Genomic DNA, 21,385 nt, shown 5'->3' on the forward strand with positions numbered 1-21,385 from the left:
AGCCTGGGGCGTGGGGTGGGGTGCGGAGATGCGCTCGTGCTGCGGGATGCGCCGGGCGGGGCCAAAGTGGGCGTACGGAGCAACCACCCTAAATCCGCCTCAAGTCAGCTTCCTGTCGAACCCCGACGGGTGGTAAACCTCCGACCACGAAGCTCACCGGCGAGCGCGTGGTGTGGTCCGTACCTCGTCGGGAGTCCCGGAAGGCCGTGGGTGGTCTGAGAAAGGGAGTGCCATGCGCCGTCGTCGAACACTTTTCGTTCTGCTGGCCGTCGGGGTCGCAGCGGGGACCGTGGTGCCCGCGGCACAGGCCCAGCAAGGGGGCAAGCAGCCGGTCGCCGAGGGGTACGGCGGAGCGGTCGTCTCGGACACCGTCGAGTCCACCCAGGCGGGCATCGACGTGTTGCGCAAGGGCGGCACGGCGGCCGACGCCGCCGTCGCCGTGGCCTCGACGCTCGGGGTGACCGACCCGTACGTCGCCGGGCCCGGTGGGGGCGGCTACTTCGTCTACTACGACGCCAAGACCAAGCGCGTCTCCACCATCGACGGCCGCGAGACCACGCCGGCCGCCGACGGGTCGGACATGTTCGTCGACCCGGCCACCGGCAAGGCCTACGACTTCGAGACCGCCGTCGAGAGCGGCCGGTCCGTCGGCGTGCCCGGCATGCTCGCCACGTGGCAGCGCGCGCTGCAGCGCTGGGGCAAGTTCAGCCTCGCCGACAACCTCAAGCCCGCCGTGCAGGTGGCGGAGCACGGCTTCGTGGTCAACCCCGAGTTCGCCGCCGAGACGGCCTCGGTCAAGGACAAGCTGTCGCACTTCGCGCCCAGCGCCGCGCTGTTCCTGCCGGGTGGCGACGTGCCGAAGGTCGGCTCCGTGTTCCGCAACCCGGACCTCGCCGACACCTACCGCCAGATCAGCCGCCAGGGCATCGGCGCGTTCTACGGCGGTGCCGTCGGCCGCGACCTCGTCAAGACCGTGCAGAACCCGCCGCTCGCCAAGGGCGCGCCGATCAAGCCGATGTCCGGCCCGATGCAGCTGTCGGACCTGCGCGCCTACCGCGCGCTCGACGGCTCGCCGACGCGCGTGAACTACCGCGGCTACGACGTCTACGGCATGGCCCCGTCCTCCAGCGGCGGCATCACCGTCGGGGAGTCGCTGAACATCCTGGGCAACTACAACCTGTCCACGATGGACCGCACGCAGGCGCTGCACCACTACCTGGAGGCCAGCCGCCTCGCGTTCGCCGACCGCAACCGCTACATCGGCGACTCGCGGTACGTGAAGGTCCCGCAGCAGCAGCTCCTGTCGAAGCAGTTCGCGGCCACCCGCGCGTGCCAGATCGACCCGAACAAGGCCGGTCAGAGCCCCGTCGCACCCGGTGACCCGTACTCCCACAACGGCGGCTGCACCACCGCGCCCGCCGCTTCGTCCGACAGCAACGAGCAGCACACCAACCACTTCGTCGTCAGCGACAAGTGGGGCAACATCGTCTCCTACACCAACACGATCGAGCAGCTCGCCGGCAGCGGCATCACCGTCGACGGCCGTGGTTTCCTGCTCAACAACGAGCTCACGGACTTCAACTTCACGCCCACCCAGGGCACCGCGCCCGACCCGAACCTGCCGGCCGGCGGCAAGCGTCCGCGCTCCAGCATGTCCCCGACGATCGTGCTCAAGGACGGCAAGCCCGTGCTCGCCGTCGGTTCTCCGGGCGGCGCCACGATCATCACGACGGTGCTGCAGGTCCTGGTCAACCGCCTCGACCTCGGCATGAGCCTGCCGGACGCGATCGCCGCGCCGCGTGCGTCGCAGCGCAACGCGAAGACGTCCGACGCGGAGCCGGCGTTCCTCGCGCTGCCCACCACGAAGGGGCTCGAAGCGCTGGGGCAGAGCTTCAGTCAGGTCAGTTCCATCGGGGTCGCGGCCGGGCTGGAGTTCAAGCCGGGCGGCAAGATCCTGGCGGCCGGTGAACCCGTCCGCCGGGGCGGCACCTCGGCGATGGTGATCTCCACGCACCGCTGATCCGCACGACGAAAGGCCCGCTTCGCGATCTGCGAAGCGGGCCTTTCACTGCGGTTTCGTGCCCCCGATCCGGCTGGTGAGCTCCGCGGCCGCCTCGGCAACCGCGGCCGCGAACTCCGGAAAGGTCTCGCCGCACGGCCCGTCGTCGGGGCAGAGATGGCGCAGCGTCACCGAAATCGATGCCATCGGCCGCGCCCCGTGGTCGAACACGGGCGCCGCGACGGAGGCGAACCCGTCCGTCACGTGACCGTCCTCGACCGCCCAGCCCAGCCTCCGTTCCGCGGCTAACGTCCGCCGCAGCGCGGCCAGCGAATCCGGCCCACGCCGAGTCCGCAGCACGAACGACGCCGCCATCGGGAACAGCGCGCGGACGTGGGCGGCCGGCAGGTGGTTGAGGATCGCCCGCCCCGACGCGGTGAGCTGCCCGGGCAGCCGCACGCCGACGTCGGTGACCAGGGTTTCCGGCCGCGCCGGCCGCTCCTTGATCAGGTACAGCGACTCGTTCCCGTGCAGCACCCCCAGGTGCGCGGTGTGGCCGACGCGGTCCACGAGCTTGCGCAGCAGCGGCGCGGCGAGCCGTTCGAGCGGGTCGTGGCGCAGGTACGCCGACCCGAGCTCGAACGCGGCGATCCCGAGGCCGTAGCGGCGCTCGGCCGGCAGGTGGGCGACGAAACCGGCGGCGACGAGCTCGTTGAGCAGGTGGTACGTCGTCGATCGGGGCAGGTGCAGGTCCCGCGCGACGGTCGCCGCGGACACCGGACCGGCGTGGCCCGCGAGCAGCCGCAGCACGGCGAGGCCGTTGCGCAGGGCGGGAACGTCCGAACTGCTCACTTGGCTCCTCCCGGACGCGTGCGGGCCTCAGCTGAAGACGGCCGAGACCGCGGCGAACAGGGTGTCGTCGAGGTCCGCGCCGGCGGCCTCGCGGACCGCCTGCCACTGGGTCTCGGTGCTGGGCGAGACGACCGGCGCGGTCACCGCCGGATGCGCCAGCAGCCAGGCGAGCGCCAGCCCCGCCGTGCTGATTCCGTTGTCCCGTGCGAGATCCCGGAGCACGCCGACGCGGATGAGGTTGTCCGCCGAGTGCATGCCCGCGTAGAACCGGTCCCCGGCGAGGGCGATGCGACTTCCGGGCGCCGGCGCGGCTCCGTCGAGGTACCGGTCGGAGAGCACGCCGCCCGCGAGGGGTGAGTAGGCCAGGTACCCGATGCCCTCCGCCGCGGCCAGCGGCAGGAGGTCGCGCTCGTCCGCGCGGTCGAGCAGGCTGAGTCCATTCTGGACGCACACCGGACGAGGCAGCGACCTCTTCGCGGCGACGTCCAGGATGGTGTCCAGGAGGGCTGCGTCGACGTTGCTGACACCGTAGGCGCGGATCAGCCCCGCTTCGCGCGCGGCGGCGAACGCGGTGAGCGTCTCCTCGATCGGCGTTCGCGGATCGGGTGCGTGGGAGAGGTAGAGGTCGACGCGGCCCAGGCGCCGGATGCTCTCCGCCAGCTGCCGTTCGACGTGCGGCCCGGACAGGTCCACGTCCGTCTGGCCGGGCCGCGCCAAGCCGCCCACCTTGGTCAGCACGACCACGTCGTCCCGCGGCTGCTCGGCCAGCCAGCGCCCGACCGTGCGCTCGCTCTCGCCACCTCCGTAGCTGTCGGCGGTGTCGATGGTGCGAATCCCCAGGTCGTAGGCCTCGCTGAGGCGGCGCAGCCCGTCCGCGCTGTCGATCCCCAAGCCCCGGGTGGCCGCCGCGCCGCCGATGCCTCCGATGGAACCGGCGCCGTAGACGAACCTGGTGACCTCGACCCCGGTGTCACCGAGCGAAGACGTTTCCACTGGACCCACCTTCCGAAAAGGCACGAGCGGGACACTCGTGCCACGCAGCGAAGCTCCAACCTCGCTGTGTCTTGAATACCAGACGCTACCGCCAACTCCGCTCTCCCGCCCGGGCGCTGATCGTTGTTTCAATGACTGACATGCCGGAATCAGTGCTCTTGGGCTCGAAGCCGATGACCGCGTCCGACGTCGTCGACGTCGTCCGCGGACACGCGCACGTCGGGCTCACCGAGGCGACCGAGAAGAACCTCGCCGCCACCCGCCAGCACATCGAGGACCTCGCGCACGCGACGTCGCCCACCTATGGCGTCTCGACGGGTTTCGGCGCGCTCGCGACGCGCCACATCCCCGTGGAGAGCCGCACCGCGCTGCAACGCAGCCTCATCCGCTCGCACGCCGCGGGCGCGGGGCCGGCGGTGGAGACGGAGGTCGTGCGCTCGCTGATGCTGCTGCGCCTGCGCACGCTCGCGAGCGGCTACACCGGCGTGCGGCCGGAGACCGCGCAAGCGCTTGCGGGCCTGCTCAACGCGGGGATCACCCCCGTCGTCCACGAGTACGGCTCGCTCGGCTGCTCGGGTGACCTCGCACCGCTGGCCGCGATCGCGCTCGCGCTGATGGGCGAAGGCGAAGTGGACCACGAGGGCGAGCGCAAGCCCGCCGCCGACGCCCTGCGCGCGGCCGGCATCACGCCCGTCGTGCTGGCCGAGAAGGAAGGCCTGGCGCTCACCAACGGCACCGACGGCATGCTCGGCATGCTGCTGCTCGCGGCCGCCGACCTGCACAACCTGCTCGACGTCGCGGACCTCACCGCGGCGATGAGCGTCGAGGCGCTGCTGGGCACCGACCGGGCCTTCGCCGCCGACCTGCAGGCACTGCGGCCGCACCCCGGCCAAGCGGCCAGCGCGGCGCGGATGTTCGCGGCGCTGCAAGGGTCGAAGATCGTCGAAAGCCACCGCGGGCCCGACTGCAACCGAGTGCAGGACGCGTACTCGCTGCGCTGCGCCCCGCAGGTCCACGGCGCCGCGCGCGACACGCTCGCGCACGCCGAACTCGTGGCCGACCGCGAGCTGCGGTCCGCTGTGGACAATCCCGTGGTGCTGGCCGACGGCCGCGTCGAGTCCAACGGCAACTTCCACGGCGCGCCCGTGGCCTACGTGCTCGACTTCCTCGCGATCCCGGTCGCGGACGTCGCCAGCATCGCCGAGCGGCGCACCGACCGGATGCTCGACAAGGCGCGGTCGGCCGGCCTGCCGCCGTTCCTCGCGCACGACCCGGGCGTCGACTCCGGGCACATGATCGCGCAGTACACGCAGGCCGCGGTGGTCAGCGAGCTCAAGCGGCTCGCGGTCCCGGCGTCGGTCGACTCCATCCCGAGCAGCGCGATGCAGGAGGACCACGTCTCCATGGGCTGGTCCGCGGCGCGGAAGCTGCGCAAGGCCGTCGAAGGCCTGAACACGGTGCTGGCGATCGAACTGCTCACCGCCGCCCGCGCGCTCGACTTCCGCGCGCCGCTCGAGCCGTCGCCGGTCACCGGCGCGGTGCGCGACCTGCTCCGCACGAAGGTCGAGGGCCCCGGCGCCGACCGGCACCTGGCGCCCGAGATCGCGGCCGCCGAAGAACTCGTCCGCTCCGGCGCCGTTCTGGCCGCCGCCCGTCTGGAGGTCTGAGAATGTCTCGCACCGTCCGTGCCGCCCGCGGCACCCAGCTCACCGCGAAGTCGTGGCAGACCGAAGCCGCGCTGCGGATGTTCCACAACAACCTCGACCCCGAGGTCGCCGAGCGGCCCGAGGACCTGGTCGTCTACGGCGGCACCGGCAAGGCCGCGCGCAACTGGCCCAGCTTCGACGCGATCACGCGGGAACTGACCATTCTGGACAACGACGAGACGCTGCTCGTGCAGTCGGGCAAGCCGGTCGGTGTGTTCCGCACGCACGAGTGGGCGCCGCGCGTGCTGATCGCGAACTCGAACCTGGTGGGCGACTGGGCGACCTGGCCCGAGTTCCGCCGCCTGGAGCAGCAGGGTCTCACGATGTACGGCCAGATGACGGCCGGCTCCTGGATCTACATCGGCACGCAGGGCATCCTGCAGGGCACGTACGAGACGTTCGCCGCCGTGGCGAAAAAGAAGTTCGGCGGCACCCTGCGCGGCACGCTCACCGTGACCGCGGGCCTCGGCGGCATGGGCGGCGCGCAGCCGCTCGCGGTGACCATGAACGACGGCGTGGCGCTCGTCGTCGAATGCGACCCGCAGCGCGCGCACCGCCGCGTCGAGACGCGCTACCTCGACGAGGTGGCCGACGACCTCGACGACGCGATCCAGCGCGTCACCACCGCGAAGAAGGAGCGCCGCCCGCTGTCGGTGGCCGTGGTCGGCAACGCCGCCGAGGTGCTGCCGGAGCTGCTGCGCCGCGGCGTCGAGGCCGACATCGTCACCGACCAGACCTCGGCGCACGACCCGCTGTCCTACCTGCCCAAGGGCGTCAGCGTGGACGACTGGCAGGACTACGCGGCCAAGAAGCCCGACGAGTTCACCGACCGCTCGCGCGAGTCGATGGCCGACCACGTGAACGCGATGCTCGGCTTCCTCGACGCCGGCGCCGAGGTCTTCGACTACGGCAACTCCCTGCGCGGCGAGGCCAAGCTCGGCGGCTGCGAGCGGGCATTCGACTTCCCGGGCTTCGTGCCCGCCTACATCCGCCCGTTGTTCTGCGAGGGCAACGGCCCGTTCCGCTGGGCCGCGCTCTCCGGTGATCCCGAGGACATCGCGGCCACCGACCGCGCGATGCTGGAGCTGTTCCCGGAGAACGAGTCTCTGGCCCGCTGGATCAAGATGGCCGGCGAACGCGTGGCGTTCCAGGGCCTGCCGGCCCGGATCTGCTGGCTCGGCTACGGCGAGCGCCACCTCGCGGGTCTGCGGTTCAACGAGATGGTGGCCAGTGGCGAGCTCAAGGCGCCCGTGGTGATCGGGCGCGACCACCTCGACTCCGGCAGCGTCGCCTCGCCGTACCGTGAGACCGAGGCCATGGCCGACGGGTCCGACGCGATCGCCGACTGGCCGCTGCTCAACGCGCTGGTCAACACCGCGTCGGGAGCGAGCTGGGTGTCGATCCACCACGGCGGTGGCGTCGGCATGGGGCGCTCGATCCACGCGGGCCAGGTCAGCGTCGCCGACGGCACGGCACTGGCCGCGCAGAAGCTCGAGCGCGTGCTCACGAACGACCCGGGCATGGGCGTGATCCGCCACGTCGACGCCGGCTACGACCACGCGGCCGAGGTCGCCGACGAGCGTGGCGTGCGCATTCCCATGCGGGACAACGCGTGAGCACCTCGGGGCTGCTCGGCGAGATCGCCGACGTCGGGCGCGATGCCAAGCGCGGCGGCTACTCGCGGCACGCGTTCGACTCGCCGGAGCACGATCTGCGGACGTGGTTCGTCGAACGCGCGCAGCGGCTGGGCCTGGACGTCGAGACTGATCGCAACGGCAACCTCTGGGCCTGGTGGGGCGCGCCGGGGCCGGACGCAGTGGTGACCGGCAGCCACCTCGACTCGGTGCCCGGCGGCGGTGCGTTCGACGGCCCGCTCGGCGTGACGAGTGCACTGGCGGCCGTGGAGGCGTTGCAGGCCAAGGGGTTCCGGCCGGCGAAGCCGTTCGCCGTGGTCGTGTTCGCCGAGGAGGAGGGCGGCCGGTTCGGCGTGCCGTGCCTCGGTTCGCGGCTGCTGACCGGCACGATCGACGCCGGCACAGCGCGAGCGCTGCGCGACCCGGACGGCGTCACGTTCTGGGAGGCGGCCGCGAAGTCCGGTCTGGACGTGGACCGGATCGGCTCTGAGCCGGACCGGCTGGGGCTCATCGGCCGGTTCCTGGAGCTGCACGTGGAGCAGGGCCGCGGCCTCGTCGATCGCGGTTCGGCGGTGGCGGTCGGCAGCACGGTGATCGCCCACGGGCGGTGGCGGTTCTCGTTCGCCGGTCAGGGAAACCACGCCGGTGCGACGCTGATCGCCGACCGTGTGGACCCGATGCTGCCCGCGGCCGAGACCGTCGTGGCCGTGCGGCGGCTGGCGAAGACGCGGGCGGACGCTCGGGCGACCGTCGGCCGGCTCGTGCCGACACCGGGTGGCACCAACGTCATTGCGTCCACTGTGGACTTGTGGCTCGACGCGCGCGTGCCCGGCACGGTGACGCCGGAGCTCGTCGAGGACATCTCGCAGGCGGCGAGGGCCGCGGCGGAGGTGGAGGGCTGCTCGCTGACCGTCACGCGCGAGTCGTACTCCGACGACGTCGTGTTCGACGAAAAACTGCGGCGTGACCTGGGGGAGTGGCTCGGCGAGGTGCCCGAGCTGCCGACCGGCGCGGGCCACGACGCCGCGATCCTGGCCGGGTTCGTGCCCGCCGGGATGCTCTACGTGCGCAACCCCACCGGTATCAGCCACTCACCGGAGGAGTTCGCCGAGGCCGACGACGTGGAGGCCGGCGCGCGAGCACTGGCCGAGGTGCTGGAGCGGCTGGCGGCATGACCACGTACTGGTGCGAACGGGCCTGGCTGCCCGACGGGATCGCCGAGGCCGTGCTGCTCATGGTGCGCGACGGGCGGATCACGTCGGTCACCTCGGGTGCGCCGAGGTCCGGGACCGTCCTCGCCGGGCTCACGCTGCCCGGGTTCGCCAACGGGCACTCGCACGCGTTCCACCGCGCGCTGCGGGGCCGGACGCACCACGAGCGCGGCACCTTCTGGACCTGGCGTGAACGGATGTACGCGCTGGCCGCGCGCCTCGACCCGGACGCGTACTACCGGCTCGCGCGCGGCGTCTACGCGGAGATGGCGCTCGGCGGGTACACGAGCGTCGGCGAGTTCCACTACCTGCACCACGCGCCGGGCGGCAAGCCGTACGCGTCGCCGAACGCGATGGGCGACGCGCTGCGCCAGGCCGCGCGCGACGCGGGGATCCGGCTGACGCTGCTGGACACGTGTTACCTCGCGGGCGGGATCGGCGTGCCGCCGGACGAGGTGCAGCAGCGGTTTTCCGACGGTTCGGCGGAGAAGTGGGCTTCGCGCGTGGCGTCGCTGGCCGAGGACGAACTGTTCCGCGTCGGCGGGGCCATCCACTCCGTGCGGGCGGTGCCGGCGGCCGATTTGCCGACCGTGAACCAGGGTGTGCCCGGCGACCGGCCGGTGCACATCCACCTGTCCGAGCAGCGCGCGGAGAACGAGCAGTGCGAGGCGGCGTACGGCTGGACGCCGACCGGGTTGCTGCAGGAGCACGGCGTGCTGGGCGAGCGGCTGGTCGCCGTCCACGCGACGCACCTGACGGACCAGGACGTGAAGTGGCTGGGCGACGCGCGGTCCGCCGCGTGCTTCTGCCCGACGACCGAACGCGACCTGGGCGACGGCATCGGCCCCGCGCGGCAGCTGCGCGACGCGGGCGTGCGGCTGGGTGTCGGCAGCGACAGCAACGCCGTGGTCGACGCGTTCGAGGAGACCCGCGCGCTGGAGCTGGACGACCGCCTGGCCAGCGAGGAACGCGGCCGCTTCACCGCGGAGCAGCTGCTGGCTGCGGGCACCGACCACGCGTCCGTCGGGTGGCCGGAAGTGGGGCGGCTGGCCGTCGGCGCCGGGGCGGACCTGGTGACGGTGGCGCTGGATTCCGTGCGGACGGCGGGGATCGAGCCGTCCGGGGTGGTGTTCGCGGCGGGTGCCGCGGACGTGCGGCACGTCGTGGTGGCGGGTCGTGACGTGGTGCGCGACGGCGCGCACGTGCTGGTGGAGCGACCGGAAACCGTACTGGCCGGGGAGATCGAGGCGCTGTGGCAATTCTGATCACGGGAATCGGCGAGCTCACCACCAACGACCCCGAGCTGGGCCGGCTGCGCGACGCGGCACTGGTGCTCGACGGCGGTGCCGTCGCGTGGGCCGGACCGGCCGCGCAGGCGCCGGCGGCCGACGAGCGCGTGGACGTCGAGGGGCGCGCGGTGCTGCCCGGCTGGGTCGACAGCCACACGCACCTCGTGTTCGCGGGCGACCGCACGGCGGAGTTCGAGGCGCGGATGGACGGGAAGCCTTACACCGCGGGCGGAATCGCCGTCACGGTCGGGGCGACGCGGGAGGCCTCCGACGAGCAGCTGGCGGCGAACCTGCGGCGGCACGTCGAGGAGGCGGCCGCGCAGGGCACCACCTGCCTGGAAACCAAGACCGGGTACGGGCTGACCGTGGCCGACGAGGCCCGTTCGGCGCGGATCGCGGCGGCCGTGGCCGACGAGGTCACCTACCTCGGTGCGCACCTCGTGCCGCCGGGCGCCGACACGGAGTCCTATGTGGACCTCGTGTGCGGCGAGATGCTCGACGCGGTGGCGCCGCACGTGCGGTGGGCCGATGTGTTCTGCGAGACGGGAGCGTTCGACGAGACGCAGTCGGCGCGGGTGCTCAAGGCGGCGGCCGAACGCGGCCTGGGGTTGCGGGTGCACGGCAACCAGCTCGGCGAGGGCCCCGGCGTGCGGCTCGCGGTGGAGCTGGGTGCGGCGAGCGTGGACCACTGCACCTACCTGAGCGACGAGGACGTCGAGGCGCTGGCGGCGTCGGACACGGTGGCGACGCTGCTGCCGGCGTGCGATTTGTCGACAAGGCAATCGCTGGCTCCGGCGCGGCGGCTGCTCGACGCGGGCGCGACGGTCGCCCTGGCCAGCAACGCGAACCCGGGTAGCTCGTACACCACGTCGATGGCGTTCTGCGTGACCACGGCCGTGCTGCAGATGCAGATGACGGTGGCGCAAGCCGTGTGGTCGGCCACGGCCGGGGGCGCGCGGGCCCTGCGGCGCGACGACGTCGGCTACCTGCGGCCGGGCGCGCGGGCTGACGTGCACGTGCTCGACGCGCCTTCGGTGACGCACCTGGCCTACCGACCGGGCGTGCCGCTCACGTACGCGGTGTGGCGGCGAGGTGAGCGGATGGGGTGAACAGACTCGGCCGGCTCAGCTGTGCGCCGACAAGTGCGCGAGCATGAGCGGGTTGACGCGGTTGGCCGCTTCCTCCGGGAGCCAGTGACCGGCGTTGTCGAAGACCTCGAAGCGGTAGGCGGCGTCGACGAACTCCGCGGTGTTCGTGGCGGCCGTGCGGCCGAGCTTGGTGCCCTGGGCGCCCCACACGTAGAGCGTCGGCACCGTGATGCGGCCGGCGGGGACGGTGAACTCGTCGTCGGTGGCGCCGCGGTACCAGCTGAGTGTCGCGGTGAGGGCGCCCGTCTCGGTGAGGCGCGCGACGTTGCGCTCGACCTGGCGCTCCGCGATGCGGCCGCGCAGGACGCCCGCAGGCGGGCCGCGCCGTCCGCCAGCATCGACGCCTCGGCGACACCGCCGGCCGCGCGGAAGAAGCGAACGTAGTCGAGGTCGCGGTTCTGCCGCTCCTCGTCCTTCGCCGCCTGCTTCAGTGCGTCGCCGACGAGGGCGTCGATGGAGTAGTGCTCGACGCCGGTCGGGCGGGCGTCGCGGGCGTAGCCGCGCTGGTCGACGGCGAGGGCGCGGTAGCCGGCGTCGCCCAGGGTGTGGAGCTCGGTGGTCCAGGAGCCGGCGAACTCGGGCCAGCCGTGGAGGGGAGGTACGTGACGCGGGTCCCTCGAAGTTCGCGGGCCCACCGTGGGCCGTGATGATCATGGTGCGCCAGTGCGAGCCGGGGCCCGGTCGCTGCCCTCGACGGTGAGTGTGCGGGCACGGGTGAAGGCGAGGCCGGCCACGGCGGTGAGGCAGCAGAGCCAGGCGAACCAGTCGCCGAAGCGGCTGTAGGGCGTGTCGCCCGTGCCGAGGGGGACGTCGGCGACGGCGACGGCCATCGGGGCCACACCGGTGCGCGTTTGGGCGAGGACGTGGCCGCGGGGGTCGCTGAGGATCGAGTTGCCTCGGGTGGCGCTCCAGGCCACGGACACGCCGTGCTCGACGCCGCGGAACAGGGCGGTGCGGCTGTGCTGCCAGCCGTCGACGTCCTCGTCCGAGGCGGGGATCAGCACCAGGCCGGTGCCGGCGCGGGCGTAGTCGCGGGTGGGGGACGGGCCGTTGACGTCCATGCAGACCTCGAGGCCGATGGGCTGCCCCGCGAGGTGAGCGAGGTCGTGGCCGGAGGTGACGGGCGAGAAACCGTTGCGCCACTTGCGGTATTCGACGGTCGGGCCGGCCGGGGGCACGTCGAGGGCGGTGTTGTAGGCCTCGTGACCCGGGTCCTTCACCATCACGCCGGTCACGACGTGGAGATTCCTGGCCCGGGCGAGTTCGGCCAATGGTCCGGTGAGGCCGGCCAGCCGGGCGCGGTCGGTGCCGAACGCGGCCTCCGGCAGCACGGCGACGCGGACGTCGGACGGCAACGCGGTGAGAGCGTCTACATAGGACTGAAGGACTTGCCGGCCGGCGGGAGAGTCCGGATCCGCCGCCCACGCCGGCTCACTGCGAGCCACCACGGCGACGCGCACCTGGTCCGCGGAGGCCGCGGCGGGCGTCGCACCGAAGGCCAACGCGCCGCCGACCGCCGCGGCCGTCGCCACGGTGATGCCGGCCCGTGCCGAGGGCCGGACACCGGGCGCGAGCACCGCGGCGAGCGCCGCCGGCACCAGCAGCACGAGGTACTCCACGCCCCACCCGCCGAGCACCGACGCGAGGCGCAGCACGTCGGGCTGGTCGCCCTGGCTGGTCATGAACGTCCCCATCACGCCGAACGGGTTGGCCACCGAGACGCCGTACAGCACCGCGGTCCAGACCGCGGGCGCCGCGACAGTCGCGAGCACCGGCCGGCCCGCCCGCACGAGCCGGCGGAAGAGCGCCACCGTCGCCGCGAACAGCACCGGCGACCCCAGCAAGATCGCGAGCGCGCCCAGCACCGGCACCGTCTGCGAGTTCAGGAAGTAGTGCCAGCTGCCGGCGCTTCCGCCCAGGTAGGCGAGGAACGCCGCCGCGCTCGCCACCCACGCGCCGGTGCGCGGTGCCAGGAGAAACAGGGGCAGCGGCGCCAGCCACGCCAGCACGGCGACAGGTTCGAACCCCAACCCGAAGTGGATCAGCACACCCGACACGACGGTGGCGGTCAGCGCCCAGCCGAGGCGGCGCCGAGTCGAACGGGAAACGCTTGCTGTGGCGGTCATCCGGGCGGCCCCTCTCGCCGTGGGACCACCACCGTCGCAGCTGAAAGCCGCCGAAGCACTGGGCTGAACCGGAGTATCCGGGGTAGGGCAGACACCACCCCGAAGCGCCTAATTGCGACATAAAGCAGTAAAGGTGCAAACACGGATTCACCCAACGTGGCTAGACGATGAGTTGATCACCAGGTGAACGCGGGAAATGGACCTGCCCGGCCGCGCCCTCGTTTACGCAGAGTTCAACCAGAGGCCACTCGCACGAGATTAGGTGTCGCTCGGTTGATGGGTAGCTTCTCAACAGCACGACCACCGAGCTGGAGAAACGCCCATGGACTTTTCCCTCATTGTCCTGGTGGTGATCGTCGCGGCACTAGCCTTCGACTTCACCAACGGGTTCCACGACACGGCCAACGCCATGGCCACTTCCATTGCCACGGGAGCCCTCAAACCCAGAATCGCCGTCGCCATTTCGGCCGTGCTGAACCTGGTCGGGGCGTTCCTGTCGATCGAGGTCGCGAAAACGATTTCCGGCGGCATCGTCGACGACACGAAGGTCACCCCGGTGGTGATTTTCGCGGGACTGGTCGGCGCCATCATCTGGAACCTCGTCACGTGGCTCGTGGGCCTGCCCTCGAGCTCCTCGCACGCGCTGTTCGGCGGTCTGATCGGCGCGACGTGGATCGCGTCGGGCGCGGACGCCGTGCACTTCGGCAAGGTCGTCGAGAAGGTGCTGATCCCCGCGGTCGCGTCGCCGATCGTGGCCGGGATCGTGTCGCTGGTCGGCACGTTCCTGACCTACCGCATCACCGAGAAGGCCAAGGAAGGCATGGTGGGCAAGGGTTTCAAGACCGGCCAGGTCCTCTCGGCCAGCCTCGTCTCGCTCGCCCACGGCACCAACGACGCGCAGAAGACCATGGGTGTCATCACGCTGACGCTCATCGCCGGCGGCACGCTCGCGCCGGGCTCGAACCCGCCGCTGTGGGTCATCGGGGCGTGCGGCCTCGCGATCGCGGCCGGTACGTATCTCGGCGGCTGGCGCATCATCCAGACCATGGGCAAGAAGCTCACCGAGATTCAGACGCCGCAGGGCTTCGCCGCGGAGACCAGTTCCGCGGCCGTGATCCTGGCGTCGTCGCACCTCGGCTTCGCGCTGTCGACGACCCACGTCACCTCGGGCGGCATCATCGGCTCGGGCCTCGGCCGCAAGCTCGCGGAGGTCCGTTGGGGCGTCGCGGGCAAGATGGTCATCGCCTGGGTGCTGACGCTGCCGGCGGCCGCCATCGTCGGCGCCATCGCGGCGGCGGTCTCGACCCGCGGCAGCTGGGGCACGATCCTCATCGGCGCGCTCGGAGTGCTCGTGGCGCTGGGCATCTGGCTCGCATCACGCCGCAACCCGGTGAGCGCCCACACCGTCAACGACGAGCCGGACGCCGCCAAGGCCACTCCGGTCGCGGCCTGAGGGAGCGGACATGGACATCGACTGGGGTGCCCTCGGCACCGTCTTCGTCGTCGCGCTGGCCGCGGCGGTCGTGCTCACCGTGCTGTTCGCCTACGGCATCCGCGGGCTTTCGGCGCGTGAAACCGCCCGGGAACAGGGCGGTTCCGGCGTCGCGCAGTTCACCGGCTCCATCGTGTGCTTCGGCGTCTGTGCCGCGGTGGTCGCGTACGGGATCTATTTGATCGCGGCCTGAGCGCGGCCGCGTAGTTCGTCCGGAAGCTCGTCGAGAAGCGGGAACACCGTTTCTCGGCGAGCTTTTCCCATGTTGGCCAACACGTCGAGCGCCGGCTCCCACAGCGATTCGTCGGCGCCGGCCGCGCGGATCAGCCGCGGTAGCCGGCCCTCGGGCAGCAGGCCCATCACGTGGTCGATGCGCGTTTTGTCGTCCAGCACGTACGCGGTGCGCAATAGCGCGGCGTCTTCGAGCACGGCGAGGCTGCGCCGCACGGTCGGGTCCGGCAGGTGCCCGACGAACCGGCCGAGCGTGATCCAGTCCTCCCGGCGCGTGAGCTCCGCGGCCACCGCGACCACGGTGTCGAGGGGGATGCGCGTGATGATCGACGTCGCGCGCCGCGGGTCCAGCTCCGCCGCCACCGATGCGAGGAACTTCGGCGGCAGCCGCTTCGCGACGTCCACTCCGCGCGAGACGTCCACCAGCCCGGCGATCCGCGCGCACAGCAGTGGTCCGAACACCTTCTCGGCGATCTTCGCGATCACGGGCGCGGGCAGCAGCCGGCTGGCCAGCGCCATGCGTTCGAGCACCACCAGGTTCGCGTCGAACAGCGTGGTCGTCACCTGTTCGCGGAACAGCTGCAGGTCGGCGACGTCCACGTCGGCGAGGTAGGCCAGCCGTTCGGGCTCGACGTCGAGCACGCGTGCGAGCTTGAGGATCTCCGGGTTCACAGCCCGACCGCCTTGCGGACCGCGCCGCGCAGGATCGCCGGCACGTACTTCAGGCCGTCCTCACCCGCCTGGGCGAGGGCTTTGGCCTGCCGGTGCCGCGCGTCGCGCAACGCGGCGGCGAGGTCCCGCCGCGCGTCTTCGGGCAGGGCTTCGATGCCCTCGGGCAGGGGGCCGCCGAGCTGCTCGGCGAGTGTGCGCTCAGCCATGGTGAGCCATCATGCCTCAGCGGTTGACTTTCGACAGTGGTGACCGCCACCGCGGGCCTTGTAGCGTCAGCGCCCATGAAGGAGGTGACCAGGCGCAGGTGGCGGGTGGTGCTCGACGTCCTGCTCTGGATCTTCCTGTCCGGCGTCGTCGCGATCGACGCCTCGAACAACCCCAACCCGTGGGAGCTGATCTTCGGGCTGGCCGCGACCACGGTGTCGGTCGCCGCGTGGCGCCGGCTGCCGGCGGTGTCGCTGATCGGCACGATGGCCACGGCCGTGGTGGTGGCGTTCGGCTGGGGCGGGCGCGTGGCCGTGTGGGAGGTCTTCCTCATGGTCACCGTGGGGTACCTCGCCGGCCTGCGGATGACGCAGGTGCGCGTGGCGGTGCTGACGTGCTCGGCGATCGCGCTGGCCGGGTTGCCCGTGGCACTGGTGCTGCCCTCGGCCGGATTCGGGGCGTGGGGCGCGATGCTCGGGGTGCTCGCGTTCGCGGGGGTGGCGCCGTGGCTGCTGGGGCGCCACGTGCGGCTGCGGCGCGAGCTGGCGCGCGCGGGGTGGCGGCGGGCGGAGGAGATGGAGAGCCGCCAGCGGCTCGTCGCCGATCAGGCCCGCCTGCGGGAACGCGCGCGGATCGCCAGCGACATGCACGATTCCCTGGGCCACGAGCTGAGTCTCATCGCCGTGCGTGCCGCGGCTCTCGAAGTGGCGGGCGGTCTCGACGACACGCAGCGCGCCGCGGCCGGCGACCTGCGGGCCAACGCCGCGACGGCGACCGAGCGGCTGCGCGAGATCATCGGTGTGCTGCGGGAGGACGCGGCGCCGATCGAGCCCGTGCAGGGCGACCTGGGGGAGCTGCTGGGGCGGGCCCGCGCGTCGGGGCTGCTGATCGAGTCGCAAGTGGACAGTCTCGGTGCGGCGCCGCCGATGGTCGCGCGGGCGGCGTACCGCGTGGTGCAGGAGGCGGTGACGAACGTCGCCAAACACGCGCCCGGCGCGGCCGTGACCGTGCGGGTGCTCAGCTCGCCGGTGAGCACGGAGATCCGCGTGGTGAACGCGCGCCCGCCCGCGGGTCCGTTGCCGGGGGCGTCGGGCAAGCGCGGACTGATCGGGCTGCGCGAACGGGTCCGGCTCGTCGGGGGTGCGCTGCGAGCCGGACCCGATGCGGGCGGCGGTTTCGAGGTCGTCGCCACGCTGCCGCACGACGCCGCTCCGGGGCCCGCTTCCGAGGCCGACGCCGACGTCGAGCAGTCCGAGTCGGCGCGCGAGTGGGAGCTGGCGCGGCGCGACGTGCGGCGCAGCCTGGTGCAGGCCATCGTGATCCCGCTGGCGTTGTTCGGCGTGGTGATCGGCGGCAGCGGGGTGGCGTTCCTCGTGCAGTGGTACGGCTCGCAGGTGTCGATGGGCGTCTACCAGCAGATCCGGGTGGGGGCCACGCGGGCGTCGCTCGAGCCCCTGCTGCCTTCGCAGCAACGGCTGTCGAAACCGCAGTACGGGGAGCCGCCGAAGCCCGCGGGGAGCACGTGCGAGTACTACGGCACTTCGCGCAGCTGGTGGAACGTGCGCTACGCCGCGATCCGGCTCTGCTTCGAAGGGGACCGGCTCGTGACGAAGGATCTCTACAGTGAGGACGAACCGTGATCCGGGTACTGCTGGCCGACGACGAGGCCATGATCCGCGCGGGCGTCGCGGCGATCCTGGCGGCCGACGCCGGCATCGAGGTCGTCGCCGAGGCCGCCGACGGCCGCGAAGCCGTGGCCCAGGCCCTGGCCACCCGCCCCGACGTGGTGCTGCTCGACATCCGCATGCCGGTGCTCGACGGCCTCGCCGCGGGCGCCGAGATCCGCCGCGTGCTCCCGGACGCCGGCGTGATCATCCTGACGACGTTCGGCGAAGACGTCTACATCGAACGCGCGCTGGGCTTCGGCGCCAGCGGGTTCCTGCTGAAGGCCGGCGACCCCCGCGAACTGCTGTCGGGCATCCACGCCGTCGCGGACGGCGCCGCGTTCCTCTCGCCGAAAGTCGCGTCCCGCGTCATCGCCCGTCTCTCCGGCGGCGCCCTCACCCGCGGCGCCGCGGCCCGCGATCGCATCGCCGCCCTGACGGCCCGCGAACGCGAAGTCCTGACGCACCTGGCGACCGGACTGTCCAACGCGGACATCGCTTCGCGGATGTTCGTCGTCGAAGGCACGGTCAAAGCCCACGTCAGCACCATCCTCACCCGCCTGGGCGCCCGCAACCGCGTCCAGGCGGCGATCACGGCTTACGAAGCCGGGTTGGTCGGGGGAGAAGCGGACTGACAACGCCTACGAAAGGTCGGCCGGCCGGGGCAGGCGTGGCGGCTTCCAGTCGTTGATCCAGCTCTCCGCCCGGGCCATCGCCGACGGCGGAGCCAGCCGCAGGACCGCGGTGCGCACGGCGGCGCCGACGGGGTTGCGCAGGAGCGGGCCCATCGAGCCGGCCCGAATCGACGTTCGCCAGACGCGCTGGCTTCGCGGGCGGCGCAGTGCGTCGTATTCGCGCACGCCCGTGGCCACGTCGTCGGAGATGGCCAGACAGGCCGCCAGCACGACCGCGTCCTCGATGCCCTGGCAGCCGCCCTGGCCGAGGTAGGGCGGCATGGCGTGGGCGGCGTCGCCGAGGAGGGCGAGGCGGTTGTGGGCGTAGGAGGGCAGCGGGGCGGCCAGGTGGCGCAGGTCGTGGTGCAGCACCTCGGGCGAGGAGGCGATGAGCGCGGGGATCGGGGCGTGCCACGAGCCGTAGCGCGAGAGCAGGTAGGCGCGTGGGTCGGCGTGGCGGATGCCTTCCCGGCGGGCCTCGGCGATCCACCAGTAGACGCGGCCGTCACGCAGGGGGAGGGCGCCGATTTCGGTGCCGCGGCCCCACTGCAGGCTCAACTCGGTGCCGGGCAGTTCGGCGACGCCGCGGAAGGCCGTGCCGCGGCTGTAGGCCACGCGCGAGCGCGGGTACAGCGCGGTGCGGATCGGGCTGTGGATCCCGTCGGCGGCGACCACCAGGTCCGCGCGCACGGCGCCGGACGCGTGCGTCACCAGGCCGTCCGGAGTCGCCGAGAGCACGTCGACCCCCTTGTGCAGGCTTGACTCAGGCAGCTCGGCGCACAGCGCGGCGATCAGGTCCGCGCGGTGGATCGCGGCGAGCGGCAGGCCGTAGCGGCGCACGTACGCGTCCTGGCTCCACGTCGCCAGCCGGCGGCCGTGCGGGTCGAACAGGGCGCCGTCGCGCTGGGGCTGCAGCGGCGCGTCCACGCCCAGCTCCGCCAGCGCCCGCTGCGCGTTGGGCCAGATCGAGATCCCCGCGCCGATGGCCGAGAACTCCGGCGCCCGCTCGTAGACCGTCACGCGCCAGCCGGTGCGGTGCAGCCCGACCGCCGCGCTCAGCCCCACGATGCCCCCGCCGATCACGACTGCGTGCCGTGGCTCCATGACCGCCTCCTCTACGTTTGTAGAGGACTCTACACCTGTAGTGTGATGATCGTGGACAGGATTTCGGCGATCGGCGACGCGGCCATCGAGGTGATCGCGGCCGACGGCATGCGCGGGCTCACCCACCGGGCCGTCGACCGGGCCGCGGGGCTGCCGGCGGGCTCGACGTCGTACTACGCCCGCACCCGCGCCGCGCTGCTGGAGCTCGCGATCAAGCGCATGGTGGAGCTCGACCAGTCGGACGTCGACCCGGCCGCGAAGGACATCGCCGAGGTCCTCGCCTCGACCGTCCACGCCGCCATCACCGTCGGCCGCTCCCGCATGCTCGCCCGCTACGAGTTCGCCCTCGAAGCCACCCGCCGTCCGGAGCTGCGCGCGGCCTACGACGCGGGCGGCCTCGAAATCCGCGAGCTCTGCGTCGCGCTCCTCGGCGCCGCCGGGTCGACGAGCCCCCAGCGCCACGCCCGCGTGCTCCTGAACTGGCTCGACGGCTCGATCTTCGACGCCCTCGCCGGCACCGGGTCGACGAATCCGCCGGACAAGGAAGAGCTCGCCGAAGGCGCCCGCGCCGTCCTCACTGGACTCGGGATCCCCAGCACGCAGTGAAGGGGCCTCTCGGCGGAGACCCCTTCACCAAACGCGTACCCGATCAGGCGTCCCGCCGCTTCAGCACCGAAGCGCCGAGGAACAACCCCGCCGCCGCCCACACCAGGCAGATCAGCACCCCCACCCACGGCGAGTACGGCGAAACCCCACCCAGCAACGGGTTCGTCTCCCCCGCGGGCACCATCCCGTTGAGCCCCGCGAACGCCGGGAAGTAGTTCATGATCTCCGGTGCCACGTAAGCGGAAAGCAGCATCGGCAACGGCAGCAGCAGCACCATCGTCACCACGATCGTCCCCGCCGCGCTGCGCAGCGCGAACCCGATGCCCGCGCACAGCACCCCCAGCAGCGCGAAGAACGCCCCCATGCCCGCGGTCGCCGCGAACCCGTCGCCGAACGTCGTCGTCAGGGCCTCGCCGGGCATCAGCACCGCCGCGGTCGCCATGCCGAGCAGTGCCACCAGCACGCCGTACGCGAACAGCACCGGCACCAGTACGGCCGCCTTCGCCAGCGCGACGGTCGAGCGCACCGGCACCCACTGCAGCGTCGAGCGGATGCTGCCGCTGGCGTACTCGCTGGTCACGAACAACGTGGCCACCGCGATCACGCAGAACTCGGTGAGGTAGATCGAGCCGTTGACCACGATGTCGTGCGGGCCCTGAGGTGGCTCGGTGTCACCGAACCGTTGTGACAGCCCGGAAACGCCGCTGTAGAGCAGCATCAGCAGCACGCCGCCGGCGAGGCTCCACCACGTGCTGCGCACCGACCAGAACTTCGTCCACTCCGACGCGACGGCCCCCGTAAGCCCGCCGCCCGCGCGTACCTGCGTGGTCGTCATGCCGTCACCCCGTATTCCACCGACGAAGCGGTCAGTTCCATGTACGCCTGTTCCAGCGAAGCCGTCCGCTCACCGAGGCCGTGCAGCCGCACGCCCAGCTCGTGGGCGAGGTCGCCGACCGCCCCGACGTCGGCGCCGGTCACCACCAGCTCGCCGGCCTCGCCGGGTTCCACCGCCGCACCGCGCGTGAGCAGGTGCCGCGCCAGCGTGTCGCGCTCGACCGGCGTCGGTACGAGCACCGAAACCGAGCTGAGCGAGTTGCCGGCGATGAACTCGTCGACGGGCGCGTCGGCGAGCAGCTTGCCCTTGCCGATCACCACGAGGTGGTCGGCGGTCAGCTGCATCTCGCTCATCAGGTGGCTCGACACGAACACCGTGCGGCCCTCCGCGGCGAGCGAGCGCATGAGCTGGCGCACCCAGCGCACGCCGTCGGGGTCGAGGCCGTTCACCGGCTCGTCGAACATCAGCACGCCGGGGTCGCCGAGCAGCGCGCCCGCGATCCCCAGCCGCTGCCCCATGCCGAGCGAGAACTGCCCGGCTCGCTTGCCCGCCACGTCGGTGAGCCCGACGGTCGCGAGCACCTCCTCGACACGCGAGGCGGGAATGCCGTTGCTGCGCGCCATCGCGAGCAGGTGGCGCCCGGCGCTGCGGCCCGGGTGCAGCGCCTTCGCTTCGAGCAGCGCGCCGACCTCGCGCAGTGGGTGCTTGAGCTCGGCGTACGGCTTGCCGTTCACCAGCACGCTGCCCGCCGTGGGCCGGTCGAGGCCCACCGTCATGCGCATCGTGGTCGACTTGCCCGAACCGTTCGGCCCGAGGAACCCCGTGACGCTGCCGGGTGCGACCACGCACGTGAGCCCGTCGACGACCGTCTTCTCCCCGTAGCGCTTCGTCAGTCCGCGAAGCGTGATCATGTGCCCTCCCATGGGTTCGATCCCGTCGGGAGGA

General features: G+C 72.3%; 20 protein-coding genes. 11 read left to right on the plus strand and 9 right to left on the minus strand.

Translation table 11 applies throughout. The features are described from left to right. The first annotated feature begins 232 nt into the window (after positions 1-232). Entirely contained in the window at positions 233-2,020 is a 1,788-nt protein-coding gene (gene ggt / locus AB0K15_RS40020; RefSeq protein ID WP_364063244.1) for a gamma-glutamyltransferase, read from the plus strand. Between the two features lie 45 nt (positions 2,021-2,065). Here ggt and AB0K15_RS40025 read toward each other — a convergent pair whose 3' ends face one another. Continuing rightward, positions 2,066-2,851 carry an IclR family transcriptional regulator gene (locus tag AB0K15_RS40025; RefSeq protein ID WP_364063247.1) on the minus strand — a complete coding sequence of 262 codons (786 nt, stop codon included), beginning with the start codon at positions 2,849-2,851 and terminating at the stop codon, positions 2,066-2,068. Between the two features lie 27 nt (positions 2,852-2,878). Continuing rightward, the gene (locus AB0K15_RS40030; RefSeq protein WP_364063250.1) at positions 2,879-3,844 is read right to left on the minus strand and encodes an aldo/keto reductase; all 966 of its coding nucleotides are present in this window, start codon (positions 3,842-3,844) and stop codon (positions 2,879-2,881) included. Positions 3,845-3,984: 140 nt separating this feature from the next. Here AB0K15_RS40030 and hutH point away from each other — a divergent pair, with 140 nt between their 5' ends. Genes hutH through hutI form a run of 5 tightly spaced genes read left to right on the plus strand, consistent with a single transcriptional unit; the run spans position 3,985 to position 10,793 of the window. Then, positions 3,985-5,511, plus strand: coding sequence for a histidine ammonia-lyase (hutH, locus tag AB0K15_RS40035; RefSeq protein ID WP_364063253.1), 1,527 nt, complete (start codon positions 3,985-3,987; stop codon positions 5,509-5,511). Between the two features lie 2 nt (positions 5,512-5,513). Continuing rightward, on the plus strand, positions 5,514-7,166 hold the full coding sequence (gene hutU, locus AB0K15_RS40040; protein ID WP_364063256.1) for a urocanate hydratase: 1,653 nt from the start codon (positions 5,514-5,516) through the stop codon (positions 7,164-7,166). After that, positions 7,163-8,359 carry an allantoate amidohydrolase gene (locus AB0K15_RS40045; RefSeq protein WP_364063258.1) on the plus strand — a complete coding sequence of 399 codons (1,197 nt, stop codon included), beginning with the start codon at positions 7,163-7,165 and terminating at the stop codon, positions 8,357-8,359. The genes hutU and AB0K15_RS40045 overlap by 4 nt, the downstream gene beginning before the upstream one ends. Beyond that, complete coding sequence (locus tag AB0K15_RS40050) at positions 8,356-9,660, plus strand: formimidoylglutamate deiminase (protein ID WP_364063261.1); 1,305 nt, start codon at positions 8,356-8,358, stop codon at positions 9,658-9,660. Before AB0K15_RS40045 ends, AB0K15_RS40050 begins: the two co-directional genes overlap by 4 nt. Then, a complete protein-coding gene (gene hutI / locus AB0K15_RS40055) occupies positions 9,648-10,793 on the plus strand; it encodes an imidazolonepropionase (protein ID WP_364063264.1) in 1,146 nt (381 codons plus the stop codon). Before AB0K15_RS40050 ends, hutI begins: the two co-directional genes overlap by 13 nt. A 15-nt stretch (positions 10,794-10,808) precedes the next feature. On the opposite strand, the gene AB0K15_RS40060 is transcribed toward hutI, so the two are convergent. After that, positions 10,809-10,997: an alpha/beta hydrolase gene (locus AB0K15_RS40060; RefSeq protein WP_364063267.1), complete on the minus strand. Its 189-nt coding sequence runs from the start codon at positions 10,995-10,997 to the stop codon at positions 10,809-10,811. Between the two features lie 485 nt (positions 10,998-11,482). Further along, positions 11,483-12,958, minus strand: a complete 1,476-nt coding sequence (locus tag AB0K15_RS40065; RefSeq protein ID WP_364063270.1) for a nitrilase-related carbon-nitrogen hydrolase — start codon at positions 12,956-12,958, stop codon at positions 11,483-11,485. Positions 12,959-13,280: 322 nt separating this feature from the next. Between AB0K15_RS40065 and AB0K15_RS40070 the strand changes: the two genes are divergently transcribed. Both AB0K15_RS40070 and AB0K15_RS40075 read left to right on the plus strand, forming a co-directional pair. Beyond that, positions 13,281-14,411 (plus strand): inorganic phosphate transporter, encoded by a 1,131-nt coding sequence (locus tag AB0K15_RS40070; RefSeq protein WP_364063273.1) that lies wholly within the window; start codon positions 13,281-13,283, stop codon positions 14,409-14,411. 10 nt (positions 14,412-14,421) lie between these two features. Next, on the plus strand, positions 14,422-14,643 hold the full coding sequence (locus AB0K15_RS40075; RefSeq protein WP_364063276.1) for a hypothetical protein: 222 nt from the start codon (positions 14,422-14,424) through the stop codon (positions 14,641-14,643). On the opposite strand, the gene AB0K15_RS40080 is transcribed toward AB0K15_RS40075, so the two are convergent. Continuing rightward, positions 14,625-15,353, minus strand: coding sequence for a hypothetical protein (locus AB0K15_RS40080; RefSeq protein ID WP_364063278.1), 729 nt, complete (start codon positions 15,351-15,353; stop codon positions 14,625-14,627). The two genes, AB0K15_RS40075 and AB0K15_RS40080, sit on opposite strands and share 19 nt — an antisense overlap. After that, positions 15,350-15,559: a hypothetical protein gene (locus tag AB0K15_RS40085; RefSeq protein ID WP_364063280.1), complete on the minus strand. Its 210-nt coding sequence runs from the start codon at positions 15,557-15,559 to the stop codon at positions 15,350-15,352. Before AB0K15_RS40085 ends, AB0K15_RS40080 begins: the two co-directional genes overlap by 4 nt. A 75-nt stretch (positions 15,560-15,634) precedes the next feature. On the opposite strand from AB0K15_RS40085, the gene AB0K15_RS40090 reads away from it, so the two are divergent. Together AB0K15_RS40090 and AB0K15_RS40095 are read left to right on the plus strand one after the other, a co-directional pair. After that, a complete protein-coding gene (locus tag AB0K15_RS40090) occupies positions 15,635-17,197 on the plus strand; it encodes a histidine kinase (protein WP_364063282.1) in 1,563 nt (520 codons plus the stop codon). Beyond that, entirely contained in the window at positions 17,194-17,856 is a 663-nt protein-coding gene (locus tag AB0K15_RS40095; protein ID WP_364063284.1) for a response regulator transcription factor, read from the plus strand. Before AB0K15_RS40090 ends, AB0K15_RS40095 begins: the two co-directional genes overlap by 4 nt. 6 nt (positions 17,857-17,862) lie before the next feature. On the opposite strand, the gene AB0K15_RS40100 is transcribed toward AB0K15_RS40095, so the two are convergent. Beyond that, positions 17,863-18,999, minus strand: coding sequence for an FAD-dependent oxidoreductase (locus AB0K15_RS40100; RefSeq protein ID WP_364063286.1), 1,137 nt, complete (start codon positions 18,997-18,999; stop codon positions 17,863-17,865). Positions 19,000-19,044: 45 nt separating this feature from the next. Between AB0K15_RS40100 and AB0K15_RS40105 the strand changes: the two genes are divergently transcribed. Continuing rightward, positions 19,045-19,605 carry a TetR/AcrR family transcriptional regulator gene (locus tag AB0K15_RS40105; RefSeq protein ID WP_364063289.1) on the plus strand — a complete coding sequence of 187 codons (561 nt, stop codon included), beginning with the start codon at positions 19,045-19,047 and terminating at the stop codon, positions 19,603-19,605. Between the two features lie 43 nt (positions 19,606-19,648). On the opposite strand, the gene AB0K15_RS40110 is transcribed toward AB0K15_RS40105, so the two are convergent. Together AB0K15_RS40110 and AB0K15_RS40115 are read right to left on the minus strand one after the other, a co-directional pair. Next, positions 19,649-20,440 carry an ABC transporter permease gene (locus tag AB0K15_RS40110; protein WP_364063292.1) on the minus strand — a complete coding sequence of 264 codons (792 nt, stop codon included), beginning with the start codon at positions 20,438-20,440 and terminating at the stop codon, positions 19,649-19,651. Next, positions 20,437-21,351 (minus strand): ATP-binding cassette domain-containing protein, encoded by a 915-nt coding sequence (locus tag AB0K15_RS40115; RefSeq protein WP_364063295.1) that lies wholly within the window; start codon positions 21,349-21,351, stop codon positions 20,437-20,439. Before AB0K15_RS40115 ends, AB0K15_RS40110 begins: the two co-directional genes overlap by 4 nt. Between the last annotated feature and the right edge of the window lie 34 nt (positions 21,352-21,385).

This window comes from Amycolatopsis sp. NPDC049253 (genome assembly GCF_040678995.1).
Classification (GTDB): domain Bacteria; phylum Actinomycetota; class Actinomycetes; order Mycobacteriales; family Pseudonocardiaceae; genus Amycolatopsis.

Coding starts and splice junctions, on each gene's coding strand:
- AB0K15_RS40050 (WP_364063261.1), top strand. CDS start 8,356: ATGACCACGTACTGGTGCGAACGGGCCTGGCTGCCCGACGGGATCGCC.
- AB0K15_RS40085 (WP_364063280.1), bottom strand. CDS start 15,559: ATGGCTGAGCGCACACTCGCCGAGCAGCTCGGCGGCCCCCTGCCCGAG.
- hutH (WP_364063253.1), top strand. CDS start 3,985: ATGCCGGAATCAGTGCTCTTGGGCTCGAAGCCGATGACCGCGTCCGAC.
- AB0K15_RS40115 (WP_364063295.1), bottom strand. CDS start 21,351: ATGATCACGCTTCGCGGACTGACGAAGCGCTACGGGGAGAAGACGGTC.
- AB0K15_RS40090 (WP_364063282.1), top strand. CDS start 15,635: ATGAAGGAGGTGACCAGGCGCAGGTGGCGGGTGGTGCTCGACGTCCTG.
- hutU (WP_364063256.1), top strand. CDS start 5,514: ATGTCTCGCACCGTCCGTGCCGCCCGCGGCACCCAGCTCACCGCGAAG.
- AB0K15_RS40070 (WP_364063273.1), top strand. CDS start 13,281: ATGGACTTTTCCCTCATTGTCCTGGTGGTGATCGTCGCGGCACTAGCC.
- AB0K15_RS40075 (WP_364063276.1), top strand. CDS start 14,422: ATGGACATCGACTGGGGTGCCCTCGGCACCGTCTTCGTCGTCGCGCTG.
- AB0K15_RS40100 (WP_364063286.1), bottom strand. CDS start 18,999: ATGGAGCCACGGCACGCAGTCGTGATCGGCGGGGGCATCGTGGGGCTG.
- AB0K15_RS40065 (WP_364063270.1), bottom strand. CDS start 12,958: ATGACCGCCACAGCAAGCGTTTCCCGTTCGACTCGGCGCCGCCTCGGC.
- ggt (WP_364063244.1), top strand. CDS start 233: ATGCGCCGTCGTCGAACACTTTTCGTTCTGCTGGCCGTCGGGGTCGCA.
- AB0K15_RS40110 (WP_364063292.1), bottom strand. CDS start 20,440: ATGACGACCACGCAGGTACGCGCGGGCGGCGGGCTTACGGGGGCCGTC.
- AB0K15_RS40105 (WP_364063289.1), top strand. CDS start 19,045: ATGATCGTGGACAGGATTTCGGCGATCGGCGACGCGGCCATCGAGGTG.